24 protein-coding genes are annotated in these 25,617 nt (G+C 64.5%); 17 read left to right on the top strand and 7 right to left on the bottom strand.

Annotated elements, in window-relative coordinates; translation table 11 throughout:
* Positions 1–143: 143 nt before the first annotated feature.
* From IE307_RS06670 to IE307_RS06625, 9 genes are all read left to right on the top strand, one after another.
* On the top strand, positions 144–1,121 hold the full coding sequence (locus IE307_RS06670) for an FG-GAP-like repeat-containing protein (protein ID WP_191296712.1): 978 nt from the start codon (positions 144–146) through the stop codon (positions 1,119–1,121).
* A 32-nt stretch (positions 1,122–1,153) separates the two neighbouring features.
* Positions 1,154–2,491, top strand: a complete 1,338-nt coding sequence (locus IE307_RS06665) for a NucA/NucB deoxyribonuclease domain-containing protein (protein WP_191296710.1) — start codon at positions 1,154–1,156, stop codon at positions 2,489–2,491.
* A gap of 110 nt (positions 2,492–2,601) precedes the next feature.
* The gene (locus IE307_RS06660) at positions 2,602–3,099 is read left to right on the top strand and encodes a hypothetical protein (protein WP_191296708.1); all 498 of its coding nucleotides are present in this window, start codon (positions 2,602–2,604) and stop codon (positions 3,097–3,099) included.
* A 239-nt stretch (positions 3,100–3,338) separates the two neighbouring features.
* Positions 3,339–3,545: a hypothetical protein gene (locus IE307_RS06655; protein ID WP_191296707.1), complete on the top strand. Its 207-nt coding sequence runs from the start codon at positions 3,339–3,341 to the stop codon at positions 3,543–3,545.
* A gap of 1,280 nt (positions 3,546–4,825) precedes the next feature.
* Complete coding sequence (locus IE307_RS06645) at positions 4,826–5,146, top strand: PadR family transcriptional regulator (RefSeq protein WP_191296706.1); 321 nt, start codon at positions 4,826–4,828, stop codon at positions 5,144–5,146.
* Positions 5,143–5,724, top strand: a complete 582-nt coding sequence (locus IE307_RS06640; RefSeq protein WP_191296705.1) for an AIR synthase family protein — start codon at positions 5,143–5,145, stop codon at positions 5,722–5,724. The genes IE307_RS06645 and IE307_RS06640 overlap by 4 nt, the downstream gene beginning before the upstream one ends.
* Positions 5,725–5,780: 56 nt before the next feature.
* The gene (locus IE307_RS06635) at positions 5,781–5,978 is read left to right on the top strand and encodes a hypothetical protein (protein WP_229904473.1); all 198 of its coding nucleotides are present in this window, start codon (positions 5,781–5,783) and stop codon (positions 5,976–5,978) included.
* Between the two features lie 678 nt (positions 5,979–6,656).
* Positions 6,657–8,873, top strand: coding sequence for an RHS repeat-associated core domain-containing protein (locus tag IE307_RS06630; protein WP_191296701.1), 2,217 nt, complete (start codon positions 6,657–6,659; stop codon positions 8,871–8,873).
* A gap of 25 nt (positions 8,874–8,898) precedes the next feature.
* Positions 8,899–9,069, top strand: a complete 171-nt coding sequence (locus tag IE307_RS06625; protein ID WP_191296700.1) for a hypothetical protein — start codon at positions 8,899–8,901, stop codon at positions 9,067–9,069.
* 110 nt (positions 9,070–9,179) lie between these two features.
* Here IE307_RS06625 and IE307_RS06620 read toward each other — a convergent pair whose 3' ends face one another.
* Positions 9,180–9,491: a site-specific integrase gene (locus IE307_RS06620; protein WP_191296697.1), complete on the bottom strand. Its 312-nt coding sequence runs from the start codon at positions 9,489–9,491 to the stop codon at positions 9,180–9,182.
* Between the two features lie 1,106 nt (positions 9,492–10,597).
* Here IE307_RS06620 and IE307_RS06615 point away from each other — a divergent pair.
* The 3 genes from IE307_RS06615 to IE307_RS06605 all read left to right on the top strand — a co-directional run bounded on the left by IE307_RS06615 (position 10,598) and on the right by IE307_RS06605 (position 14,450).
* Complete coding sequence (locus tag IE307_RS06615; protein WP_191296695.1) at positions 10,598–13,741, top strand: RHS repeat-associated core domain-containing protein; 3,144 nt, start codon at positions 10,598–10,600, stop codon at positions 13,739–13,741.
* An 18-nt stretch (positions 13,742–13,759) separates the two neighbouring features.
* On the top strand, positions 13,760–13,924 hold the full coding sequence (locus tag IE307_RS06610) for a hypothetical protein (RefSeq protein WP_191296693.1): 165 nt from the start codon (positions 13,760–13,762) through the stop codon (positions 13,922–13,924).
* Positions 13,925–14,141: 217 nt separating this feature from the next.
* A complete protein-coding gene (locus IE307_RS06605) occupies positions 14,142–14,450 on the top strand; it encodes an RHS repeat-associated core domain-containing protein (RefSeq protein ID WP_191296692.1) in 309 nt (102 codons plus the stop codon).
* A gap of 68 nt (positions 14,451–14,518) precedes the next feature.
* Here the strand turns inward: IE307_RS06605 and IE307_RS06600 are convergent, their stop codons facing one another.
* Positions 14,519–15,283, bottom strand: coding sequence for a cation diffusion facilitator family transporter (locus IE307_RS06600; protein WP_229904565.1), 765 nt, complete (start codon positions 15,281–15,283; stop codon positions 14,519–14,521).
* Entirely contained in the window at positions 15,169–15,471 is a 303-nt protein-coding gene (locus IE307_RS46625) for a hypothetical protein (protein ID WP_229904582.1), read from the bottom strand. The genes IE307_RS06600 and IE307_RS46625 overlap by 115 nt, the downstream gene beginning before the upstream one ends.
* A 128-nt stretch (positions 15,472–15,599) precedes the next feature.
* On the opposite strand from IE307_RS46625, the gene IE307_RS06595 reads away from it, so the two are divergent.
* Positions 15,600–15,860, top strand: coding sequence for a hypothetical protein (locus tag IE307_RS06595; protein WP_191296690.1), 261 nt, complete (start codon positions 15,600–15,602; stop codon positions 15,858–15,860).
* 50 nt (positions 15,861–15,910) lie between these two features.
* Positions 15,911–16,270 carry a site-specific integrase gene (locus IE307_RS06590; protein WP_191296688.1) on the top strand — a complete coding sequence of 120 codons (360 nt, stop codon included), beginning with the start codon at positions 15,911–15,913 and terminating at the stop codon, positions 16,268–16,270.
* Between the two features lie 250 nt (positions 16,271–16,520).
* Here IE307_RS06590 and IE307_RS06585 read toward each other — a convergent pair whose 3' ends face one another.
* From IE307_RS06585 to IE307_RS06570, 4 genes are all read right to left on the bottom strand, one after another.
* Positions 16,521–18,461 (bottom strand): carbamoyltransferase C-terminal domain-containing protein, encoded by a 1,941-nt coding sequence (locus IE307_RS06585; protein WP_191296686.1) that lies wholly within the window; start codon positions 18,459–18,461, stop codon positions 16,521–16,523.
* Positions 18,462–18,490: 29 nt separating this feature from the next.
* Positions 18,491–19,537: a peptidase M16 family protein gene (locus IE307_RS06580; protein WP_191296684.1), complete on the bottom strand. Its 1,047-nt coding sequence runs from the start codon at positions 19,535–19,537 to the stop codon at positions 18,491–18,493.
* Between the two features lie 104 nt (positions 19,538–19,641).
* The gene (locus IE307_RS06575; protein WP_191296682.1) at positions 19,642–20,817 is read right to left on the bottom strand and encodes a M16 family metallopeptidase; all 1,176 of its coding nucleotides are present in this window, start codon (positions 20,815–20,817) and stop codon (positions 19,642–19,644) included.
* Positions 20,814–22,061 (bottom strand): MFS transporter, encoded by a 1,248-nt coding sequence (locus tag IE307_RS06570; RefSeq protein WP_191296680.1) that lies wholly within the window; start codon positions 22,059–22,061, stop codon positions 20,814–20,816. The genes IE307_RS06575 and IE307_RS06570 overlap by 4 nt, the downstream gene beginning before the upstream one ends.
* A 506-nt stretch (positions 22,062–22,567) precedes the next feature.
* On the opposite strand from IE307_RS06570, the gene IE307_RS06565 reads away from it, so the two are divergent.
* From IE307_RS06565 to IE307_RS47235, 3 genes are all read left to right on the top strand, one after another.
* A complete protein-coding gene (locus IE307_RS06565) occupies positions 22,568–23,578 on the top strand; it encodes a hypothetical protein (protein WP_191296678.1) in 1,011 nt (336 codons plus the stop codon).
* Between the two features lie 202 nt (positions 23,579–23,780).
* Positions 23,781–25,361 carry a YcaO-like family protein gene (locus IE307_RS06560; protein ID WP_191296676.1) on the top strand — a complete coding sequence of 527 codons (1,581 nt, stop codon included), beginning with the start codon at positions 23,781–23,783 and terminating at the stop codon, positions 25,359–25,361.
* Between the two features lie 56 nt (positions 25,362–25,417).
* The gene (locus tag IE307_RS47235) at positions 25,418–25,540 is read left to right on the top strand and encodes a hypothetical protein (RefSeq protein WP_268250342.1); all 123 of its coding nucleotides are present in this window, start codon (positions 25,418–25,420) and stop codon (positions 25,538–25,540) included.
* Positions 25,541–25,617 lie beyond the last annotated feature (77 nt).

Raw genomic sequence — 25,617 nt, 5'->3', positions numbered from 1 at the left:
TTCCTGGGGGGAGGGTGCTGGCGGTCTACGCATGCGTGCTGAGTCTGCCGTGGGAGCATCGGAAACTTCGTCGAAGAATCGTTTGCTTCGCATCCTTTCCGCCACCTTGCTTGCAATCGGAAGTGGTAGATATGAGAAGAAATATGGCCGCTGCCAGGCTGCTGAAAACGTTACTGCTGGTGGCGTTGCTTGTTAGTGGTTCGGCAGGGACGGCGATCGCAGATCCGTACGAGCCTGGCTTTGACGGTAGCTTCTCCGGTGAAGTGGGTGTCCAGGCGAACGAGTACGTGCAGCTGTCGTCGGCGTACTCGAATGATCTGAACGGCGATGGTTGGCCGGATCTTCTATCAAGAAATTCTGCTACAGGAGATCTCCTGGTCTATCCGCACACTCGAACAGGAACGGGAACGGGCACCTTCTCCGGGCCGTTCCTGGTCGGCGTCGGGTGGAACATGATGAACTGGATTGGAGTCGCCGAGTTTTCAGGTGACGACTACCCGGACTTGCTGGCGCGGCGTGCATCTGACGGCGCGCTGCTCGTCTACGTGCATTCGGGTGCGCTTAATGGAATGTCGACGTTTCAAGGTCCCTTTCAGATCGGGAGCGGGTGGAACCTATTCAGGAAGATCCTGCTCTCGGACGTCAGTAATGATGGGTTCGAGGATCTCGTGGGAATCGACTCTGACGGCTATTCGTGGATCTATCCGCATTCCGGGTTTCTTAATGGTCATTCAACCGCGGGTGGGCCGGTGAAAGCTGGTCAATATCAGTTCGACGACTACATCCTCACTCCGGAGTGGACGGGCGACATCTCATCGGACCTCGTGCGCCATTCGTTTGGTAGAGGAAATTTGGTTCGTCAGGATGCGCGGGGTGATCTGAGTGGCGACAGTACTTGGACCCGCGCGGGATCTGGTGTGGTGGTGAGCGGGACTCAGTTCGCCTTCCAGTCGGTCAATCTTCTTTCCGTCTGTGACGTCAATGGCGACGGATGGGATGACGTCATCGCGCGGGATCTTGATGGAACCCTGCGATTCTATGCCTCGAATCGCGCTGGTGCAGTAGAAGGTGGATCTACGGTGATCGGCTCCGGCTGGCAAATCATGGACATCATCACGTGAGGCTGAGAAGAGCCGCGGGAGGAAAGGCGAAAATGAAGCAACGACTTATGGCGGCTGCTTCCGTCCTGGTTTTTCTGGTCTCTGCAACTGGAGGTGTGGTCCCGGCGTCGGCGCAGCCTGATGTCACACCTGAGGTAACGCAGCAGGGTCAGCCGCAGTACGGGGCGCCGGGTGCTAAAAATCAACGAATTACGTCACCTGAACAGCTCGCGCAGCTGAGGAGTGCCGACAAGTTGGCGGCCCTCACGCCGGAGCAGCGAAAGAGCAAAGCCTTGGAGAAGAGATACATATACAGGGCGGATGGTGCGAAGTACGGAGGCGAGGCGCTCGCTGCAGCTTCCATGGATGTGGTCACTTTTGATGAATGCAAAGCCAAGTATTTCTCGGGCTACAGGGAAGAGTACTGGCACAAGAATCGCTACTCACTGTGCCGAGTAGAGTCGCTTTCGGTGGTCTACTATCAGCCGCTGGGCAACCGTGTCGGGCAGACGAACTTCACCATCGTAATGATTGGGAACTCGCGCCCAGGGCAGCGTGGGATAGATTTCAAGGTCCACATGATCTACGAAGGATTTTCGGGTACGACGTTCCCGAATGAGGTTTTCCTCTCCTTCAGTGCGTACTGCTACTTCACCGAGCCTGATCGCAGGAGTACGTGTACGCAGGGTGCTGTGCGCAAAACGGTTGCTCAGTGGATGACGCCAGGGGTGAATGAAGGGACTGTCGCCCTGGACACCACAACGACAGGAGTTCCCGCCACGGACAAGTATCGATCCGAGAACCGCGGGCAGTTTGAATACGGTCCGGAGTACGTCGTGGACGGTCCATATGGCGGCAATCGTCTGGACCTGCCGCCGAACTTCTTTCGCTGCGATGAGGCAACGTACGTTTTTGGCAGCAAATGTGTTTTTGACCATGTGACCTCCAACTTGCACCTTGATAATAGTGATAACGAGATCAACCAATCGACTCAGTTGATTCGCGATGCCCAGACTGATATCAACGGAAAGACCTATCCCGGAAACTCGCCGCGAAATGCTCCTGGAACCGTGACGAACGGTCCGCTATACCGGCTTTTCAAGGATTACGACACCAATAACAAGATTGTAGGTAGCCGCAAGAAGGTTGGTCGCGCATGTAAACGCTATACCACTCGGGCGCAGTACCCTATTTCGGGTAAGCAGTGTGACGAGTATCCCTACGCGACGACCTATCAGAACTCGTCCTTCTGGCCGACCGGGCAAGGGCCGTGGGCTGTCCGGGTGATTGACGCCACGCACAACGGAAAGGCTGGGAACAAATACGGCGCTTGGTTGGGTGATGACCACATACTCGATGGTGATCCGTTCTTCGTGACGATCGTGAATTAGGGCGGGCTTCAAGTGTGGGGCGCGGCTGGGGGCGGGCAGTCTCCCAGTCGCACCCGTCGATACGATGCTTATGCTTGTTGAATGAGCTGGCGATACCAAGTGGAGCCCTGATGTCACGTTTGCTTGAGAGACTCGAAAGTCTGGTTCTTGTCGAGTACTCACAGTTCACAGTGCAGGACTACGACGGCGCTCACCGCGCGTTGACGCTGGGCTCTGACCAGGACCCGAACGTACGTCTGGCAGGGGGCCGAGGTGGCCTGTGGATCAGGAGCTTTGCCACCGATCACTACTCAAGAGTCGTCCTCGAATTGTGGGACGTGCCGCAGGCAGTCGCACCTCAGGGCTGGGAAAGCATCGGCAAGGCGGATTTTCTCACTGACGGCTCCAGACTGCGGCTGGCCTCCACCACCTCGGAGTACGGCCCCGGTGAACTCGCACTCGGGGAGCGCGGAAGTTTTGGGGCGGACGTGTCTGTCGCCGGCCGCGATCGTGTGGAAGCGTTGGACGTCGCGTCATTCGCCGAAGGGGTTGAACAGTGGCTCATCAGGATCTGGCGCAACCAGGGCGTTTCGATCCCCGCCGTGCCAGAGCTGTACTTGAGGCCGTGAGGCCAGCGAGCAGCAGGATCCTGGCGACGAGCGTCCTCCTGCTCAGCCTAGGAGTAGTCAGCTGTGGCAAGCCGCTGAACGAGAACAGCGGCGGCGCCCCAACGCTGTCGACGTCGTTGCCTCCACCTGTCTCAACTGCGTTGTCATCGTTCAGCCAATCCATGATCACGAACTGCGATCGCCCGCCAGCGGACCTTTGTGCTGAGCAGCTACGCGTTCTCACAGTTCGTGCAGAGGCCGTGGTGAAGGAGCTGCGCTCGCGGTCTGATCTGGCGAACCCGGCCGAAGGTGTGAGCCTGGGCGAGGCAGTGGTAGCGCTGCGACAGCAGGATCTCACGAACGGCAGTAACCAGATCAGTCTCAAGGAGTCAGCGCAGAAGTTGGATACTTGGCTGAAGGGGGCAGTTCCCGGCTATCCGCCCCCCGTCGCGCCGACCGGCCGTTGAACAGGACGCAGTGGCGTCATACGACCGAGGAACATCAGGTGACGATTAGCGCGCATATCGCTGGCGATGCATCTAGAACCGCATGAGTACGAGCGCGCGGTTATCCGACGACCGCACTTGCGCTACCGAGACTGCAACGTCCCTAGGTTCCGCGCGAACATGACCGATCTCGACGGTGCGAGCTGGAGTTTCCACGTGAAGTGACCGTGCGGTGAACGGCTGGTGTCCGCGCTAGCTAGCCGCTTACCTGCTGCTCGGCGCCTGTGCACCCTGCTGGAACTGGATCGCAACAGCAGCAGTTTCGACTGCTAGCGGTGATGCGCCGATCTGCCGCAACAGTCGTGATCGGTGTGGATCGTGCTGAGTCGTGCCTTCTTGGAGCAGCCGCGGTGAGAGCAGGTCGTATAGCCGGGCGCTGCACCAGTCTCCATGCCGGTAGCCGTCAACCATTGTGGGCGGCCTCGTCCTGCTCGGCCCCATACCGGATCCACTCGTCGACGGTCGGGCCGGGGGCCTCGGTCGAGGACTTGATGCTGTCTGGGCGACGTTTGGGGAATCCCAGTGCGTTCATGATCGACGTCGTGCGGCCCTCTCAGGTTAGTTGGTTCAACGACAAGGGGACACCGGAGCAGAGTTCTGAGCCTCCTTATCATTGAGATCCCCCTAGCGGTCGCGGGCCGCCACCAGGCGGTCATGCCGGAGCTGAAACCGAGCTCCCGGGGTAGGAACCCCCGCAGGATCCCGGTGTAGAGCACGAACAGGATGCCGCACAAGATTTGCGGTCATCTAGCGCTTGCGTTCCGGATGAATCCGCGCGTCGCGGCGCAACCTGGGAGCAGCGGCTCGATCCGCGCCCACTATCCGTCGGACACGATCCAGGGAAGTTGCTCACACTTTCTCACCATGATCAACGAGCCGATGATCATCAGCACGCCAAGATCATTCTGTCCTGAGCTCTTAGTTCGCGGAGTAGGCGGTGAGATGCTTGATGCAGTCAATCGTCCAGTCCAGAGTGTCGGTCGCCGAACTGAGGCCGCGAGAGTCGTGACCTGGTTCGACGTCATCGTGCCCGGTGTGAACGCAGGGGTGTTCGCGCTCAAATGCGGGGCAGGTCGGCGGAGACTTCGGCGATGGCGTCGAGGGTGTCGCGATCGATCTGGCTGGAGACGAGTTCGGTCTCGGCGATGGCGACGTTCTTGCCGTCGCGGTCGCTGCCGATTGTTCTCTACCTAGCCCCTAGGTAGAGTTAGACCATGCCTAACTCCAGACCAACGCCACGCATGACCATGCCGACCCAAGCGGTGCTGCGCGCACTGCTCGACGATCCGTCTGCGGAGCGGTACGGACTCGAGTTGTGCGCCGCCGCCCAGCTTCCCAGCGGGACCGTTCATCCGATCCTCGCGCGGCTCGAGTCGATCGGGTGGGTGGAATCACGTTGGGAGACGGTACAGCCGGAGGCTGCGGGCCGGCCGCGGCGGCGCTACTACCGGCTCAACGCGGACGGCGTCGCCCACGCGCGGGCCGCGTTGGCCCGCAGCGAGGCGAAGGCCACCAAGCTCGCCACGCGACTGCGCTTGGGCTTTGCCGGCGGTGAGGCGTGAACGGCCGTACGCTTTTCGGTCCCCTGTCGGATCTGGCTCGCCGCGCGGCCGTCGCGATGGGCATGACGGTCACACTGTTGTTGCCGCCTGAGCAACGATCCCGCTACCAGGAGGAGTTCCGGGCCGAGTTCGAGGACCTGGGCACGACTGCCGCCGTGGTGCACGCCGCCGGGCTGCTCACAGCCTCCTGGTCTCTGCGAACGGCCCTGCGCACACCCGGACGCCAGCAATGGCTCATTCCGTTCGCGGCGGTCGCGGCGGTGTTGGCGATCGGGTTCACCGGGATCTCGATCGCCGCGCGCGAGGCACAGCCCGGCGACGTGCTCTGGGGGCTGACCCGCGTCCTGTACCGCGACTACGCGTTCTCCGTCGAAGCGGCGGCGATCATCCACACCGATCTGGAATCCGCGCGACTGGCGCTGCGTGAAGGCAAGGTCGATGAGGCGCGCACCAAACTAGGGACCGCTTCCGGCGCCCTTCCGGGGGTCTCACCAGATGCCGGCAAGGAGCAGCTCGCCACCCTGCACCAGGAGCTGACCAAGCAGATGGACACCAGCGCGCCAACCGAGAGGCCCTGACGATGGCACCTCGCCGCCGCAATCCAGGTGACACGGCTGCGGAACTGGTCCGGCACGTGATCGCCGACGGTGCACGCACACGCCGCACGATTGCCCTGATCGCAGTCCTGACCGCGTCCGTCGCGCTGCTCATCGCCCCCGTGGTGGGGTTGCTCATCGCGTCCCAGTCCAGCGGTGTCGCGATCGGTACAACGGCCGCGGCTGGCCTGGGCCTGAACTGGTGGGCGAACAGGCGCCGGCGGCTTAAGCGCTGAATCCGCGCGACCAACGTATGGCCTCGCCCTGTCGACCCGACCGACACGCCCTCGACTTTCACCACCAGACCTTCACCCTGTATCGCTCCCGCAGCGCCACCTTGGCGTTGGCCTCCATCGAGGGGATGATCGCCACCACGAAGCCATCAGAGGATTTGCTGCACGAATAGCTGGCAGCGCTGGATGTCCACGCTCAGCGAGGATCGCAACACAAAACCCCAAGGGTTGCCTGCACTCGACCGAAGCTCGGCGAGGATCGCAACGAGCGGGCACTGGATTGCCAGGTGCGCCGATGACAGCGCTGGGTGTCGGCGCTCAGCGAGGACCGCAACGTCGAGTACGACCGCTGCACCAAGGTGGCCGGCCCGCCGAGCCGCGTTGCAGCGGGATCGCAACCAATGCCGTTCACTTGGCTGCTGTACGTGAAGATCCTCCCCGGCAAACGCACCTGCAGCGGCACACTCATGTGAACCATCACACGGCAACGCGATCACCTACCACTACCAGTCCGACGGCACGCTGGCCTCGCTGACCGACTCGCAGGGCAGGGTCACCACGTTTCAGTCCAGCGACGGCAACATCACGCGCATCACTGACCCGAGCGGCACCGTCGTCGGCAACTACTCCTTCGACTCCGAGGGCCGGCTCACGCAGCTGAGCGACCGCGACGGCAAGACCGTGAAGTTCGGCTACAACGCTGACGGCAGCCGGATCACGTCACTGGTCGACCAGGCCAATCGCACGTGGGGCTTCACCCACACCGATTACAGACTCACCAAGGTGAGCACGCCGACGCGAACGGGTCCGGTCGACACCCTGTTCGACTACACGAAGCTCTTCGTCGAGACGACGCAGACGGATCCGAACAAGAACAAGACCGTCTACAAGTTCGACGACAGGTTCCGGCAAATCTCGGCCACCGACGCGCTCGGCAACACCCAGTCCAAGACCTGGACCGCCAACAGCGATGTCCAGAGCACGTCGGACGGGCGGAGCAACTCCACCACGGCGGCGTACGACACCTTGAACAACCTGATCTCCACCACGCTGCCCACTGGTGCCGCCACCGTCGCGGGCTACACCAGCACCGCCCATCCGAATCTGCCGACGTCGGTCAAGGACCCGGCGGGCAACGAGGTGACGAGGGAGTACGACGCGGCGGGCAACCTCACCAAGGTCCGCTCCACGCCGCTGGCCGCCGACCTGGAGGTCCGCACCTACACCGGCGCGAAGGCGTTGCTGGACACTGTGCGCAACGCCAACAACCAGGTGACCAGGTTCGGCTACGACCAGGCCGGAAACCCGACCAGCGTGACGCCGCCCGCGCCGATGGGTGCGACCCGCTACACCTACGACTCGTTGTCGCGCATCACCAGCGTGACCGACGGCAACAACAAGCGCATCGACTACGCCTACGACAAGCTTGACCGCGTCGTGTCGGTGAGCCACAACGGCACTGTCATGCAGGCGAACTCCTACGACGCGCTGGGCAACCTCAGCACATGTTCGCACGGCGGTGTGACGACCCGTTTCGACTACGACGCGCGTCCCACCGGCAGTCAGGTCATCTCGGCGGTGCGCACGCAGGGCGCGTCGACCGAGACGGTGTCCTACGGCTACGACAAGGCGGGCAACCTCACGTCGTTGAAGGATCCTGCGGGCACGGCGACCTACGGCTATGACGCTGCGAACCGCCTGACATCGCTGGTGGATCCGTTCGGGCAGACCACGACGTTCGGCTACGACGCCGCGGACAACCGCACCTCGACGACGTTTCCCGGCGCGGGAACGCAGACCAACACCTACGACAACGCCAACAGGCTGACCGGCCTGACGGTGAAGAACACCGCGGGCGCCGAGCTGCTCAAGGCCGCGTACAGCTTCACCACCCCCGCCGGTGCCGACAGCGACAAGATGCAGTCGAAGACGATCGCCGGCACGACCACGGCGTACACCTACGACTCGTTGCGACACCTGACCAAGGCCGGCGCCACAACGTTCACGGTGGACAAGGCCGACAACATCACCAACCTCGGCGGCACCGCGCACACGGTTAACGGCGCGGACCAGCTCACCTCGATCGGCGCGACGAACCTCAGCTACGACGCCGCGGGCAACATCACCGGCGCTGCCAACCCGTCGACGTCCTTCGAGTACTCGCCGACCAACCAGATGCTCCGCGGTGTCACCGACGGCGCACAGACCTTCTCCGCCTCCTACGACACCATCGACCAGACCCAGCCGCGCAGCATCACCGAGAAGGTCGGCGGCGTCTCGACCACGCACACGTTCACGCACACCGCACTGGGCACGAGCACGGTCAACGTGGACAACATGCGGATCAGCGTCGCCCGTGACCCGGACGGCAGGCTGGTGACCGAGAAGGCGGGCACGACCCGCTACAACTTGATCACCGACCACCAGGGCAGCGTCCTGGCCCTGCTCGACACTGCGGGCGTACTGGCCGGCACCTACACCTACACCCCGTGCGGCGGTGCGACCGGCACCGGCGCGGCAGCGGGCACTAACCCGTTCCGCTACGTCGGCGGCTACACCCTCAAGGGCGGGCTGACGCTGTTCGGTTATCGCTACTACAACTCCTCATGGGGCCGCTTCATCGCACCGGACCCGACCCACCAGGAACGCAACCCCTACGCATACGGCAAATCCGACCCGATCAACAACATCGACCCGACCGGCGCCTACAGCTGGACCGACTTCAAGTCCGACGCGGGCACGGTCGCGGACACCATGGCTGTCACCGCCGCGGTCGGTGGCGTCGCTGGATGCGCCCTGGCCGCCGCGGCCGGGTGCCTGGCGGGAGCCGCGGCAGGCGCCTTCTACGGCACCGCGTTCGGTCTTGGGTTCGGCATCGGAATCGCGATCCTCGATTGATCTGGCAAACGAAAGGGCGATCTTCGTGTTGCGAAACAAGCCGCAGGCAGCGGCGGTACTAGGTCTGGTGGTAACAGGAATAGTCCTGGGTGCCATCGTCGGGCTTCTTGACGTGCCGAAGGCATGGACCTACGTCGTGGTGGCGATCTTTGCGGCCATCGCCGTGGCGTTGATGATGCGGCGTTTCCACCGCTGAACGCGTCCGGGGTCTGGTCAATGATCAGGCCCCGGACATCATCTTGCAGGGCACTTTCTACTTGGGTCCTGCGGTTGCCCGCCAACTTCGCGTCGTCCAGCCGTGCCTCTCTACAGGCCGATGCCGGCGAGGACGTTGTCGGACCAGGCGTCGACGATCTGCATGTACCTATACAGCTCGGCGCAGTTGGGTCGCCATCCTCGTTGCGCGGCAATGGTTTTCGCGTCGTGCCTGGCGCGTCGTGCCTCGGTGGCGAGCCCAGAGCGCACCGAGTGCCCGGTCAGCCGCACCGGCAGGCCCGCAGTCGTCGCGGCGCGGGCGATGATCTCGCTGATGGCCTTGCCGAGCATGTGCGTGGTGCCGAGCGCGTCGCGCTTGCTGATCGAGTGGAACAGCGCGCCGTCGACGCCCGGCGAGTTCATCGCGGACATCTCCGAAAACACCGTCGCCGGCATGACGAGCGCTGTCGAGGACGTGATGGTCGTGCCGAATTCTCGACGCCGGGCGTCCCGATGCTCGCGTCCGGCTTCACGATGTCCTGCTTCATTGTCGACGTCGTCTCGATCGTCGAGACGTTGTCCGAGTTGTGCATCGAGAAGTTCGTCATCGAGTTCGCCGACGTGATGAAGGGCGCGACGGCGGACTCGTGGATGACCGACTTTTCGGCGGACTTGTCGCCGGCGGCTCGGAGACGGTCGTCGAGTCCTCGGTCATCACCCTCATCCTAGAGCCGCTCTAACGACCGACAATCGAGGTTTATCGGAGGCCAGTGGCGGCGGCATTGCCTGCTGTCGGCTGGTGATCTCGGTTCGTGCCGCCGCCCTGGCCGGATCTCGGGGAGGGCACCACCCTGCGCGTGATCGTTGTGCGGAGGGCCGGACCTCGGGCGGGAGTGCCAAAGGATGGGAACAGGGCTGACCAGCGATTTTGTGTCGGCAGTCTAGTGGTGGAGTCATCGTTCGGCCTATCCGCGCCCGAGTAGTAGTACCTGGGGACGGGTCGTCGGACCCGTCCCCGCGGCAGGCGATCCACTCCATCTGAGCGACCGTCGTTCCTTGGCATCAGCCTGGTGGCGTTCCTGGTCCTCGACGGGATCATCGGCTTCGCGCGGGCCCGCCCGGCCAGCTCCGGTTCGAGCGACGCTCGGTGAACTGAGAACTCGCGCAGCCTGCGCCACGACTACTCCACGTGCTCGGTGTCTCCAACCGCTATTTCTCAGACGGGATGGCCAAGCTGACGATCGTGCCGCCAGTGCGAACCAGAATCCGTTTCCTTTTGTGGACTTCAGTAATATTTCAGTCTGCAGACGGTCGATTTTGGTCGCCAAATTTCGCGCGGTCGTTGAGGGTGACGAGGAATGTCTATTTGAAGCCGAATTCGATGTTTCAATCTGGAAAAATTGGGTATGTGATCCACTTGGTGGAATCGATCACTGCTCCTGGCGGTATGGGCAGTATTGATCTGCCGCTAGCTTGGAGATTCGTGCTGGCTGGGGGCTGGCACGTTTCGATTGGGGGATGAGATCAAGATGAAGCGCAGATTGCTGCGCGGCCTCGTGCTGCGCGCGTTCAGCTGTGCCGTGATCACGAGTCTGGTGGCAAGTGGAGCGTCTGCTCCTGCCGCCGCGGAACCGGTGAAGGCGCCGGTCGAGGTGAACCGCACGCCCGTGGGCGGCGCGCCGCCGGATCGGGCGTGGCGGGCGTCGGGTGAGGTTTCGGCGCTGCGGTCGACCTGTGTGAGCTCCAACCTCGGTGTCTTGCCGTGGTACCCCATGGAACGGCACCAGATTAGTGACCGGCTGGAACTGTTGGTCAACCTGGACACGCGGAACGTCGTGTTGTCCTATCGAGAACTGACCATCAAGGGCACCGGCCTCAACATGTCGGCCGATCGGTTCTACAACGCGAAGGCCGCGTACAACTGGGTCCACAGCGGCACCGAAATCGGACTGGAAGACCCGGGCTTCACGGTCGGGAACTCACGGATCCTGCACGGCCCCAACGGGTACTGCGTGGAGTTCCCGGAGAACGCGGACGGCACCTTCGCTCCTGCCGAGCACTTCCGCGCGTCGCTGACAAAGTCGCCTGAGGGTGGCTACGTCGTCACGTTCAACGACTCCGGCGAGCGGTGGCTGTTCACCGGCAAGGGCTGGTTCGTCTCACAGACCGACCGCAACGGCAACGCCAACACCAACCGCTACCGGCCGGACGGGTCCCTGGCGTCGATCACCGACTCCCAGGGCCGTGTCACCACGTTCAACCGCGACGCCCAGGGCCGGGACTCCTCGCTGACCGACCCGACCGGGCAGACGTACGGCAACTACGTCTACGAGGACGATCTGATCAGCGAACTCACCGACCGGGCTGGGAACAAGGTCAAGTTCGGCTACGACACTGAACGGAATCTGCTGACCTCCGTCACCGACGGCCGCGGCAACACGTGGAAGATCGAGTACGACCCGGATTACTCGCAGATCAGCAAGCTCACCGAACCGACCCGCGACGGCGCCGGCGCGTCCACGACCTTCGCCGAGGACGGCTTCGACAAGACGAAGGTCACCGACCCGAACCTGCACAGCTCGGTGCACGAGTTCGAGTCGCCGGGGCGGCAAAAGAAGGCCACCGATGCCCTCGGCCACGCGCAGTCGCGCACCTGGACGGCCAACAGCGACGTCAACGTCACGACCAACGGCTTGCAGCACTCCACGACCTACGACTACGACCCGCAGCAGAACCTGATCGGGACGAAACTGGCGACCGGCGCGAAGAACGTCGTCGGCTACGCCGACTCGGCGCATCCGCACCTGCCGACGCAGATCACCGACGCGTCGGGCAACCAGGTGACCCGGACTTACGACGATAACGGCAACGTGACCAGCGTCCGCTCGACGGGGTTGAACGCGGACCTCGAAGTGTTGCGCTACACCGAGCGCATGGGCCTGGTCGAGTCCAAGAAGGACGGCAAGCAGGCCGAGACGACCTACGAGTACGACGACTACGGCAATCTGACGAAGGTCGTCCCGCCGGCACCGGCCAAGCCGACGTCCTTCACCTACGACGCGCTCTCGCGCGTTGACAGCGTGACCGACGGCAACGGCAAGAAGATCGTCTACGGCTACGACAGGCTTGACCGCGTCACAACGATCACGCACAACGGCGCCGTGTTGCAGTCCAACGGCTTCGACGCGAACGGCAACCTCACCAGGACACAGACACCCGATGCCACAAGGGTCTTCGACTACGACCCGCGCAACCTGCTCGAGAAGGTCACGCGCGGCAGCGAGGTCGTCTCCTACACCTACGACAAGGCCGGCAACGCCAAGACGCTGACCACGCCGACCGGTGTGGCGAAGTACGACTACGACGAGGCGAACCGCCTCAAGACGTTGCAGGACTCCTACAGCGGCACAACGACTTTCGACTACGACAACGCTGATCGGCGCACCACGACGACGTTCCCCGGCGGTGCCGTGCAGACCACGGGCTACGACAACTCCGGGCGCCAGACCTCGGTGACCGTCACCCGGCCCGGTGGCGGTGAACTGCTGAAGACCACCAACCGTTACACCAAGCCGGACGGCACCGACACCGACAAGATCCAGCTCAAGACCAGGGGCAACAGCGCCCGCGCGTTCACCTACGACGCCATCGGCAGGCTCAAGACCGCGCCGGGCACCACCTACAGCTACGACAACGCCACGAACCTGCTCGCCGGTGAAGGCCGCACCTTCACCGTCAACGCCGCCGACCAGGCCACCAAGGCGAATGACACGACCGTGGCGTTCGACGGCGCCGGCAACTACGCATCGACGACCAACCCGGAGTCGCGGTTCACGTTCAGCCCCACTAACCAGGTCCTCACCGGCCACGCTGGCACGGCCCAGGTGCTCGACGTCCGCTACGACACCAGTCAGCAGACCCAGCCCAGGACGATCACCGAGACTGCCGGCGGCAACCAGGTTACGCACGTCCTGACGCACACCGCCCTGGGCGTCACGGAAACCGTCGACAACGGCAAGCGCTCCAGCTACACCCGCGACCCGCAAGGACTGCTCATCGGCCTGAAGGACGGCGCCGGCGCCCGGTACGGGGCGGTTACCGACCACCAGGGCAGCGTGATCGGCCTGGTCGACACCTCCGGCAACCTGGTCGCCGAGTACGACTACACCCCGTACGGCACGGTCACGGCGACCGGAGCCGCCGCAGGCGCAAACCCGTTCCGCTACATCGGGGTCTACCAGCTCCAGCAAGGTCAGTACCTGATGGGCCACCGCATGTACGACAGCGCGATGGCACGGTTCCGCTCACCGGACCCGACGGGCCAGGAGACCAACCCGTACAACTACGCCAAGGGCGACCCGGTCAACCAGAGCGATCCGACCGGCGGCTACAGCTGGGCGGACTTCGGTCAGGACGTCGGCACGGGCATCGGGGGCATCGGTTCCGGCATCGTCATCGGCGTAGCCTGTGGCGCCACTGGCGGAGTGGGCTGCCTTGTTGGTGGAGCGGTCGTCGGTGCGATGTTCGGCGCGGCCGGCGGAGGATTGGGCGCCGCGATCGGCGGCGGCGACAAGGCCAAGATTACCGACGCCACGATCAGCGGCGCCGTCGGTGGCACGATCGGCGGTGTCGGCGGCGTCTTCGGCGGGAAAGCGATCAGCAAGCTTATTTAACCGACAGCGAGGAGCAAGATGGATTCGAGAAGTCGCAACGGCATTGTGGGCATGTTCCTGGCTGCTGCCGCCACGGTGGCAACCCTACTGCTCGAACTGCCGCTGATCGTGCCGATCCTGCTGTTTCTCGGCGGAAGCCTGCTGGGGGTCTACGTGGTGAGACAGTCCCTGCGTCGCCGTTGACGCGAGATCGGCGGTACCGACCGGCAATCGCCGGTCGGTACCCCTTTCCATGTTCTCACTCAGGAGAAACCGAGACTCGATAGAGCTAAAGCTCCCGCAAGCAAGTTTTTCCTGAGGCCAGCGGCGGCGGCATTGCCTGCTGTCGGTTGGTGATCTCGGTACGTGCCGCCGCCCTGGCCGGACCTCGGGGAGGGCACCACCCTGCGGCAACGGCAATGTGACCAGCATCCGCTCGACGGGGTTGAACGCGGACCTCGAAGTGTTGCGCTACACCGAGCGCATGGGCCTGGTCGAGTACAAGAAGGACGGCAAGCAGGCCGAGACGACCTACGAGTACGACGACTACAGTGCGTACGCCCGTTTCCGGTCACCGGACCCCACGGGCCAAGAGCCGAACCAATACAACTACGCCCAGGGAGACCCGATCAACAACAGCGATCCCACGGGAGCAAGGACGGGCTCGACGTGGGGCTCGGCTCCTCGCTGGGCGGCGGCACCCGGCAGGAAGTCCGCGACGACGGCTTGAGCGCCATGGCGATCAGCGGCTTCACCGGTGGAGCAAAGTTCGTCTCAGGACTGAAGGGACTATGGCGGTCATCGGTGGATCTCGAGTACGGGCATCACGGCGATGTCGTGCATGCGCCAGTCCGCGTCGCGCAGCTGGTGGCTGAGCCGGTCGAGTTTTTCGACGAGGTCGTCGGTGCCGGGCTTGGGCACGATGAGCATCTCGCCGACGAAGACGTGCCCTTCCTCGCGTAGCCGGATCCAGGCGTCGGTGACCCAGGGTTGGTCGAGGGCGAGCGCGGTGAGCTGGGCGGGCAGGGGGTGAGGTTGGTTGTCGGTGACGGTGCGGGGCCGCCGGTCCATGAGGTCGGCGACGGCGGTTCGGGTGGTGCGCAGGCCGTCGCGGACGATATCGGCGGAGATGATGATCGCGGCGACGGCGTCGGCCCACCACAGTCCGGCGCCGATGCCGAGGATCCCGAGGACGGCTGCGCCGGCGGTGAGCCAGTCGGCGCGGTTCATCTCGGCGTCGGCGTAGAGGACCTTGTCGTGCAGTTGTGCGGCCAGTTTCGTCTTGGCGCGGCCGAGCAGGATCGCGGGGACCATGGTGGCCAGCAGGACGGCGATCATCGGCCAGCCCAGCCACAGGGTGTGGCCGAAGACTTCGATCAGCCCGATCGGCGGGCGCTCGCCCTGCACGAGCCGCAGCACGGACTCGATGAGGATGTAGCCGCCCAGCGTCAGCAGCGCCAGAGCGGAGGCCAGGAACGCGATGGCCACCGAGCGGTGATGCCCGTAGGGGTGTTCGTCGTTGACAGGCCGGTAGCGGAAGCGATCAGCGACGAGGAACGCGATGGGCGGTGCGAGGCGAGGATGTCCTCCACCCAGGCCGCCTTCATGGCTTGGGATTGGCCGAGCACGACGGCCAGCGCGGTGATGGCCACGACGAAGAACGCGACCGTCCACCACTCCAGGCGCACAGCACGGCGGTGCAGCGCCGCTTTGTCGGGCGGCAACTCGAAGGTGTCGTGGATCGCGGCCATGTCATGCCCCCGCGCGGTGGATGTCGAGCAGCAAGCGGTGCACCTCGTCGGGATCCAGCTCCAGCAGGAACCGCTCGACTGTGCTTTGCCAGGCGTTCTCGCCTGGCGGCACGGCCATGACGTGGTCGATGCTGGACAGGTGGGTGCCGGAGTCGGTCAGCCCGGCGGCATCGACCAGCCAGTCGGGGAGAACCGTCGGGACGTTCGGGGACGTCGGTGACAGGCACGGCGGTTGCGTCGTGGTCGGACAGCAGCGCGGCTTCGGCGCTGCCGTCTCGCACCAGCACCCGTTGCCCGGCGATGTCGGCCGGTGCTCCCGCGGGTACGGCGATGACCATGTCGGTGGTGAGGTAGTCGGTGGTCAGGGCGACCTCCTGCTCCCAGGGTGACTCGGCGTCCAGACCGGCAGCGGGCGTGGTTACCGGCGAAGGCCGGCAACGTGAAGCTGGGGTGGAGGCCACTGAACCCGGAGCTGCACTTCCACGATCTGCGGCACATGCACGAGACGTGGTTGATCGAGGATCAGGTTCCTCGGGTGGTGCGGTTGGCCCGGTTGAGTCACAAGCGCAAGGACGTCGATGACAACTACTCGCACGTGACGGACGTCATGATCACCCGGATGCTGGCGGGGTTGCAGCGCCGCTGGGAAGAAGACGGGGATGGACGTGGGAGCGAGGAAACGGGCCGTCAGCGGCATGAACGCTTAGGTATCGCGAATGTGTTCATCAGGCCGTGCTCCCCATTTGCTCCCCGCAACGACAAACGGCCCGCCGATGGAATCCATCGACAGGCCGCCTGATCAGGTAAAACACACTGTGGGCGATACTGGGATCGAACCAGTGACCTCTTCGGTGTGAACTATGGTGCCGGTACCGCGCTTACCTGCGGAACAAGACTCTTGCAGGTCGGCACGGGTCCGTTCAAGTCCATTGAGGACCGTTCGCGCAGTTCAACGCACGGATTTGCTCCCACTCCGTGCTCCCAGAGGCATCGGCAAACGCGGATCACCGGAGCATGTGCGCTGGCTACCCGAACGATGATCGCTCGATCTACATGGCCCTGTCTGCGCTTCGCAGTTCGAACAACTTGGTTTCGGCTGCTCGGCGCAGATCGGGGTTGGTGCGCATCATCTCCTCCATGCCGTCGCGCACTGCCGCTGCCCCTTCCGCTGTCCGTAGATCGTGAGCGCTGATGGTCGTCGGGTTGTGGAGTGCGATGTAGAGGTGCAGGTCCGGTACGCCGTGTGGGTTCAGGGTGGTGCGCACCTCGGCGCGCTGCGAAGGGTTCATCGGCTGGAACGGTTCGAGACGTCGGGGCCGCGGGCCGGTTTCCGGGAACTCGTCGGCGCGCGTGAAGGTCACCCGTCGTCCGTTGAGGTGGGCGACCGGAATGTGTTTGCGGAGACAGAAGTTCAGCGCTTCGGCGAGCGTGTCGACGATGGGTTCGCCCTTGTCGTTCAAGGATGTGTTGCACACCATCGGCACTCCTGTCCGGCGGCGGAAGGCCGTGATCAGCTCGTGCAGGCGGGGGTTCTGTTCCGCATGCAGCGTCTGGACGCGCGACGAGTGGTCGAGGTGAGCGACTGCGGGAACGCGGTCGACGACATCACCGCGAACGGTGAAGGTCTCCAACATGTACGGCGACCGTCGGCAATCCTCGAACCAGTCGGCGGCGAACTCCTCGAGCACGACAGGCGCGACGGGCCGCCACCACTCCCGCTGTTTGATCGCGTTGAGCCGGTCTTTGGTCTCGGCTGAGGTCGGATCACCCAGCAGGCTTCGGTTTCCCAGGGCTCGCGGTCCGATCTCCGATCTGCCGTCGAACCAGACAACGGGGTGCCTCAGCAGGTCGTCCACGGCGGTGTCCAGGTCGAGGTCGTCGACGGTGTCCACGAACCCGGCGATCTCGGTCAACGCCGCGTCGAGGTCGTCGTCCGATCGGCCGAGGTAAGCGCCGGGGAAGCGGAAGTCGAATCGGCCGGCGAACTTCTTGTGGAACGCGCCCAGCGCGATGCCGATCGACTGGCCTCCGTCGCTGACGTGCGGCGGCGCGAGAAGCCCTGCGAATTCGTACTTGCGCATGAGGTGGCTGTTGGTCGGGCAGTTGAGTGCGAACCCACCTGACAGCGCCAGGTGACTTCGTCTTGCGTCGATGCCGAATTCGTCGAGCACGCGGTCGAGGTTGCGTTCAACGATCGTCATCGAGATCGCCTGCACCTCCTTCATCACGGCACTGATCAAGCTCTCCTGCTCGGTGAAGCGGGGATCAGGCGCGAGGGTGCTCTGAACCGACTCGATGATCAGGTCGAGCGCAGCCGGCATGTCCTTCATGGACCGGACGCCGGAGAAGTCGAACTCTCCGATCACACGCTGCCGATCGGAGAGACCCGAAGCCTTGGTAGAGGTCGCCAACGCCATGAGAGTGCCCTCGCGCATCCCGAGGCGATCCTTGGCGGTGCCGTACAGCGGACCAGGTGACTCGATCGGGAAGAACTGGACGTCTCCGCGCTCGACGACGCAACCGGCGAACCAACTGGGTTTGACACGTCCATCGAGAACCCGGTCCGGACCGCGGTCCATCGCGAGGCCGATGATAGTACCTTCGAAGAACAGTGCGCTGTCCAAGAGAACCGAGCTGTAAAGGTGCGTCAGGGCGTGGTACGCCAAGTCCGGATGTTCCTCGACGAGGTGGTAGTCGTTCGTGGTCGCGATTCCGGGAGTGCCCCAGACCTCGACCACGTCGTCGAGACTCAGGCCGCAGTCACCCAACAGCGAGGCCAGAAAGTCGCGGAGATCGGCCTCGGTGCGGAAGGGAGTGCGGTGCTGCTTCTCCCCGCTGATGCGTTCCAGTTCCCACACGCGTTCCAGGCGCACCTGTGATCCGGATTTGTGCCACAACGACACGTTCCCGTCGTGCCGGAAGATCATGTCGAAGAGGCTGTGCAGACCTACCGGGTTCAGGTAGGTCGACAGGTAGTACCCGTCCTGCATCCGATCTCTCCTTGTCGCTCCGCAGTTCGTCAGTTCAGGACGACCCCGAAAAGCAGGTCGGGGTGAAAGAGCGCTCTGGCGGCAGGTGCTTCGGCTGGACCCAAGCCACGGAGTAGTTCTGCCTGTCGCCACGCCCCGGGAAACGTGTGGTGCTCCACGAGGTCTGCGAGCAGTGCGTCCGCGGCTTTGGCTTGTGACGACGATGCGCGCAGGATCGAAGCCGCGCCGCGCTCGGCCGTTGAACGCAGTTCGGCCGGGGGTTCGTCATGGATCTCGTTCAACGCAGTCATGACAGCGTCGGCCAGCATCTGTCCCGAGCCGGTCGTGCCACTGGCGACGATCATGAGAGCGGTGCTGCCACCTCGGCGGAACACCACGCTGTCGGCCTGGTAGCTCAGTCCGGTGTCACGCAGGACTCGGGTCAGTCGAGAGCGCACCGGATTCCCGAAGCCAACGTTGACCGCGAGCGCACCCCAGTGTGCGGGGACATGGGAGTCAGGGATGAGCAGTCCCAGCCGGACCGTCGCGGTGTGGTCGCCGGGCAGCTTTCTCGGTTCACCGTTGGGGGAAGCAGCAAGCCTGTTGGCGTGAGGGGCATCCCGCCCTGGCAGGTCGAACTCGGCGTGCGGGTCGATGTCGCCCACCAGGGCAACTGCCAGCTCGCCCTGCGACAGCAATGTGTCCAGGCGGTCGCTGACCGCGCCATCCGCCACAGAACGGCAGGCTGCTGCCAGATTCGTTGGTGGCCACGCGGCCGCAGAACCGGGTAGGAACTCGGCAGTGAAGGCGGCATCCAGGATTTCTCGCGAGTTCTTCGCACGCCGCGTGTGCTCGTGGATCGCATGATCTTGGGCGTCGCCCAACTCCGCTGTCGGCCGAACGCAGGCCAGCGCCTTCACCGCGCTGGTGACGTCGGCGGCGAACAAGCGCAGAGCGAGATGCAGACCGCTGTACCGCCACGGTGCTGACAGCTGGTAGGCATCGACTCCTGCCTCGGACAGTGCTTGCCGTGCCTGGGACAACAGGACGTGCTGGGCGACGGAACGCTCTGCCACGGCGCGGAGTTCATGGTCCACGTCAGCCCAGTGCAGTCGGGCTTCGACCAGCGGAACCGTGGGCCTGTGCACCGTGAGCAGAACAGCGCCACGTGCCGTTGGCCACCGAGTTGGGGGGCCGGTCATCAGACGAACACCAGACGCGCAGGGCGGTCCTCTGCCGATCGCCGCCATTGTCCCTCCACTGTGGATGGTGACATCATGGTGGCGAGGCGCGCTGGGTCGAGCGCCAATTCGGCGTCCCCTCCCCGCAACAGCGCCACGCCGATTCGGCGAGCTCGTGCGAACGGGTCGTCCATCAGTGCGAGTTCGTCGAGCAGCAGGTTCGCAGAGGCCGCAGACACGACGTCTGCGTCTCGAACGAGGTCGGGGACCGCGCGCGAGGCCGTGTTGAGCAGCTTGACGAGCGCTTGTGGCGATACCGGCTGCGGACTGAGAAATCCGACGCACAGCGCTGTTGGTGAAGGTGCTTCCCAGGACACGCCCACAAGGCCCAATGAGACGACGGCGCGGCCCGGCATGCGGCGCTCGGCGGCCAACTCGAGAAGCAAGGGTCGTGGACCACCGACCAATGAACGCGCCGCCAGCCACATCCCCCACGCACTATGGGGATCGACGGTGAGGCCATCGATCGACAGCACCAGTGCTGCGCCACGAGCCAGGTCAGCCGAAGTCAGCTTCACGACAGGCTGCGCCTTGCACGAGTGCAAGGCCGTCGGGGTCTTTCCGGACCGATCAGGGAGATCGGAGAACGCCTTTTCGGCAACCGACAGTGCGAACTGCGGATCCACCTGCCCGGACACGACCACCGCGGTCGTGTTCGGACGGAGATGATCATCGAGGAAGGACCGCACCCGCGACGGCTCGGCCCTCGCGAGCGCGTCGGGGTCACCCAGCGGGTCGATGCCGAACATCGTTCTCGCGACAGGCAACCACGGAAAACCGAGCTCAGGCAGCTGGCGCAGCGAAGCCGTCTCCTCCCGGATCAACGCTGAGTGCGTTCGCACTGCCTGCTCGTTCACGACCTGATGACGCAGGCGACCGGCGTGAGCCGAGAGCGAGTCCGCCAGGTCGTCCGGCAGGGAAAACGCTTGGAGCACGAGGTGGTCCTCCCTCGTGGCACCCTGAACGTTCTCACCGCGGCACAACAGATGCTCTGCCAGGTGTGCGAGGCCCTGCAGGCCCGGAGGGTCGTTCCGGTATCCCATGCCGTGGACGGAGGTCACGCAGGCAATCGCCTCGCCGGGATCGGGTACGACCACCACAACGATCCCGTTGCGCAACCTCCGCACGTACATCATGTGGACGGCCTGCTCATCGGTTCCTCACGCTGCACCTCGGCGAGCGTGGTCAACCTGCGGATCGGTGAGAGGAGCAGGGACAGGATCGCCAGGGTCATCCCCGCGGCGGCGAGCACGAGCACGCCCCGGACCGGAAGCCAGGTCGTCAACCACGCCGCAGTGGCTGCACCCACCGGCAGCGCACCGCGGGTAAGGACCCGGATCGAACCACCGACTCGGCCGAGCATGTCCTGCGGAGTCAGGGCCTGGATGAACGACGCGACCGACACGTTGAACGCCACCCCGCCGACTGCGGGCACGAAAGCACCGACCACGAAGAACGCCAGGCCCCAGCCCGGATAGGTGATCGGCACCAGCAGGATCGCGGGCATGGTGACGAGAGGCACCGCCCAGATCAGCCGCGCGTCACCGAGCCGGCGGCTGAGCGGTCCCACGAGCAAGGCGCCGACGGCACCACCCACACTTCCCGCCGCCAGCAGCAGACCCGTCGACGCCGTCGACTGGCCCACCTCCCGGACCAGGAACACGATGATCAGGGCCTGATAACCCGCGAACGAGAAGTTGAACACCGCGGACGAACGCGCGATCGCCCTGATGATCGGCTGCCGCCAAGCGAACCTCAAACCCTCCGAGATCTCGCGACCCAGGTGCCTTTCAGGCTTCGGAGGTACCGCCGGCTCCTGCTTGGAGATGCGGTTCAGACAGACCGCCGAGACCAGGTAGCTCGCCGCGTCCAGCAAGAGAGTGATAGGAGCGGTCAGCACCTGCACGAGAACACCGCCAATACCGGGCCCCGCGATGTACGCGACTGACGCGTTCAACTGAAGCCTGGCGTTGGCGGTGACGAGGTGGTCCCGCTGGACCAGGTGCGGCAGATAGGCCGGGTAGGCCACGTCGAAGACGGTGGTCAGCACGCTCGTGCCCAGAGCGACGAAGTACAGCTGCCACAACGTGAGCACGTCCGTGGCGGCAGCGAGTGGCACCGACAGCAGTAGCGCGGCGCGCCCGAGGTCCGCGCCCACCAGCACAGGACGCCGCCGTCTGCGGTCGACCCACGCACCCGCGGGCAGACCGATCACCAGCCAGGCGAGATAGCCTGCCGCGGTCAGCAACCCGATCTGCAGCGTCGACGACTGCAGCGTTGTGATCGCCACCAGCGGCAGCGCGATCACGGTGAGCTGGTTCCCCAGCTGGCTCACGGCGTCCCCCGCCCAGAGCAACCGGAACTCGGGGTTGCTCCTCATGCGAAGTTCGCGAGACGTTCCGGTTTTCTCTTGCGGCATTCGCACCCGTTCGTCGAGTTGTTCGAAACAGGAGCAGCGCGATACCCCCAAGGCTGACACTAGCGGTCACCGCAAGCGGGACGAGCAAGAACGCGCAGCTGTCCGATGTGCCGATCAGGTGATGCGCTGTCCGTTCCGCAGGTGCCGCGAATTTCCGGTAATGGCGGCAGTTGGCAGGCGTCACTGTAGATGAGCTCGTGCTTACCTGCGGTTCTCTTCCGGTATATCCGTCCGCCTGGAATTTATTCCATGATCGGCCACGGGTGACGGAGAGTGGTGGGTCCATGGGACGTAATTCGATCGTGGACAAGGCGCGCTCGCCGAGTCTAGAGTCACTGGCATTCCGAGGTTGTCTCGAACACCTCGGCATTTTAATGAACACCAGCGCAAGGCTAGGGGGAGCGTTGACTGGTCTATTCGGCGATGATTCAATTGAGGGTGGCGTACGCACTCTCGTGCACACCCCCGTGCTGAAGTCGACCGCGAAAGCGGTGCTGCGCAACGGCGACCTGATGATCATCGACGGCGCGAGCGAGTATCGCTGTGTCGTCGCGAATCCGGTGAATGACGCCGTGGAAGCGCTCAACGGCAGGGAGTTCCGCCGCTCCGCGATGGCGGAGGCACTGGCAACGCTGCGCGACTCCGATCTTGGTGCGGGCGAGGAAGCGGTGTCAGCGCTCGTCAAGGCCGGACTGGTGGTGGAGCACCCCGAAGGCGGGCGCGCGTACTTCAACGCCGAATACATCGGATACCGGTTGATCGACGCCCACCGTCGATGGGCACCCAGACTGTGGAACGACAACCCGCTGATTCGCGCCTTGCGTTCAGGTGGGCGCCGTGACCTCGGAATCGGTCTGATGGTGGAGACCTTCTTCGTGGTGAGGGCCGCGCACTGGACAGCTCCTTCGGTACTGGCCCACGACCTGACCGCCCGTCAGCGCTCTGCGCTCCGGGAGTTCTTCGACGAAGAGGCCGACCACTCTGACCTGATGGCCCGGGACTTCGTCCACGTGGGAATCGAACCGGCTAAGCTGAAGGCAGCGCAGGCCACTCCTGAAAGCACGTTGTTCAACAACTACTTCTTCGCCATGGGACATCAGTCCGTAGCGCATTTCGCGGCATCTCTCATCATTCCGGAAGTCCCTGAGTACGTGCTGGACTCAAGTGGGGTAAAAGAGGACTCGGATGGCAAGCCGCGAGACGTTCTCGACCTGCTGGAGTTCTACAACGACATTCCGGCTGCCGCCCTGGCCGGTTTTCGAGCGCACGGAGCGATCGACGAAGGCGCTGAACACGCCATGATGCCCGTGCTGGTGCTCGCCGAGGAAGGCGTGATCAGCGCCGAGAGGACTCGCGTCCTGGCATCGGTGGTGGCGCAGGGAATCATGGCCTACGACCACTTCCTGCACGGCATCAACCGGCGGTACGACGGCTGGGACGGCCACCTCGTGCTCGGTCCGGTGCTGGGTGAGTTCTGATCAGTCCTGCCGGTTCGCTTCCTGGACAGTCCGGCTGGACCGTCCGGACGGGACCCTGATGCTCGGCCCGCGGCTCCAGCTGTTGCGGTTGACCGGCCAGGTCACTCCCGTCCGTCTGCGGGATCACGGCTACCCAGACTTCGTCACCAGCACCGCACCGTCGTCAGGGGCTGCGCGAACCAGAGAGGAGAACGCGACCTTGGTGCTGCTCGACACGACCGAACGCCGAGCGGCCGAAGGCCTCGTCGCTCCGCTGGCCGCACTCGGTTGGACTCCAGCCATCGCCGAGAAACCGGCAGCTGTGCCGGAGACCGCGGCCGCAGGAACACCGGTTGTCGTCGTAGCCGATCGGGAAGACCTGGACGAACCGGACTGGCTCGTGCCACTGACCGAACGACATCCTGTGCTGTGGGCGGGAGAAACCACTGACGGCACCCACGTCGGTCCGCTGCTGAACTCGCCCGACGACGTGCGCCGCTACTTCGAGGCGACGACGACGTGGTGGTCCGACCGTGCCGTCCGTGAGCTTGGGTTCACCTCGCGACCGCTGCCGCTGATGACCGGTCCGGTACGAGCCACCGCCGTCGCGTCCGCCGTCGACTCACTGCTCAAGCGCCCAGAATCCGACCGGGTCTTCCTACTGGACGGCGACCGCACCGCACGGCTGTGGACCGCGGCACGGCACGAACCTGTGCCTGTGGACCACCTACGTGGAGAACAGTCGTGGGCCAAGGGACTGATCAGGGACCTGCGGGTGTTCGACGCGGACTCCCCTCGACGCAGGGTGCGGCTCGCCACGTGTCGCACACTCGCAGGGGGAGTGGTGGCGGAACTGGAGTCCGCCAGCGGCAAAGGAGTCGACGACGAGGAAGCCGTCACCAGAGCGGTCGGTGAGGCGATCGAGCGGTTCGCGGCCTGGAGCGCGAACGATCTCCCCAGAGCCCCCGCCGACGGCACACGAAGACGGCGCCTGCAGGACTTCCACCCCTATGGCGGACCGTACGAGGCACACCTCGTGGACGGTAGCCCGCCACCCGACTACGTCCGTGGACTGTCCCTGGTGGACGGCGGGCCGGTCGACGTACCACTGGCGCTGGTGGCATTTCCCCACATCCCCGGATCGAATGATCGACCACGCCCCACGCTGGGAACGACCACCGGGCTCGCTGTCCACCCAGAGCGCGACGAAGCCGTGGCCCGGGCCCTTCGAGAGGTTCTCGAACGCGCGTCGCTCTACCCGAACTTCCTGTGGCAGCGCCCCGCGATTCGCTTGCCCTGCACCGATCCGGCCACCCGGCTTCTCGTTTACCCGGACACCTCCGTGCCCGTCGTGCACGCGTTCATCATTGCGGATGACAGATCGGTCTCCATGGCTTCGCGGGGTTCCGGCAGCGGGCTCACCTGGGATCAGGCGGCAGCAGCCGCTGTCGAGGAAGCCGAGCAGATCATGTCGCAGATGAGGCGCGAGCCTCCAGAACACATGGGTGTCGCGTTCCGCGAGTGGGCTGACCCCACCGTGGTGGAACGCGTGCGGGCTTACGTCGACGCGCACCCCGAACGGGTGCCGCCGGACATCGAGCACGAGAGCGTGTCGGCGCAGATCCGGGCCGTCGTTGCCAGATCCGCAGAGATCGTGGTCGTCGAACTGCCGTGCCCAGTGCGGGGATGGACCGCCGTGCGCGTACTCGTGCCGGGGACGACTGTGCACAGGTTCACCTCGCGCAGCGTGGCGGGTCGGCAGTTGGCGGGCGCCCCTTGGAGCGCCGGCCTGCCGGGTGGCTGACCAGACGTCCCACGGAGTCGTGGGAGTACTTCGAGTGCCGGAGGGAGGTGTGACGCATGGCAGAGAAGGACGAGTCGACGACCTCGGTGCCCGAGGTGGTCGAGACGGCCGAGCCGTTCAAGGTCGAGGCGGTGAAGGTGGACACGGACACCGTGCTGCTCCAGCCGACGTCGTACTGAGCATCGTCTCCGTGGTGGGCCTCGGACCCACCACGGAGACGTTCCCGTGGATGTGAAGCGATCGGAGCCGTGGGGGA

The sequence above is a fragment of the Lentzea cavernae genome, assembly GCF_014653695.1.
Lineage (GTDB): Bacteria > Actinomycetota > Actinomycetes > Mycobacteriales > Pseudonocardiaceae > Lentzea > Lentzea cavernae.
The sequence above is the reverse complement of the archived record's forward strand: the minus strand, read 5'-3'. Positions and strand labels throughout refer to the sequence as shown.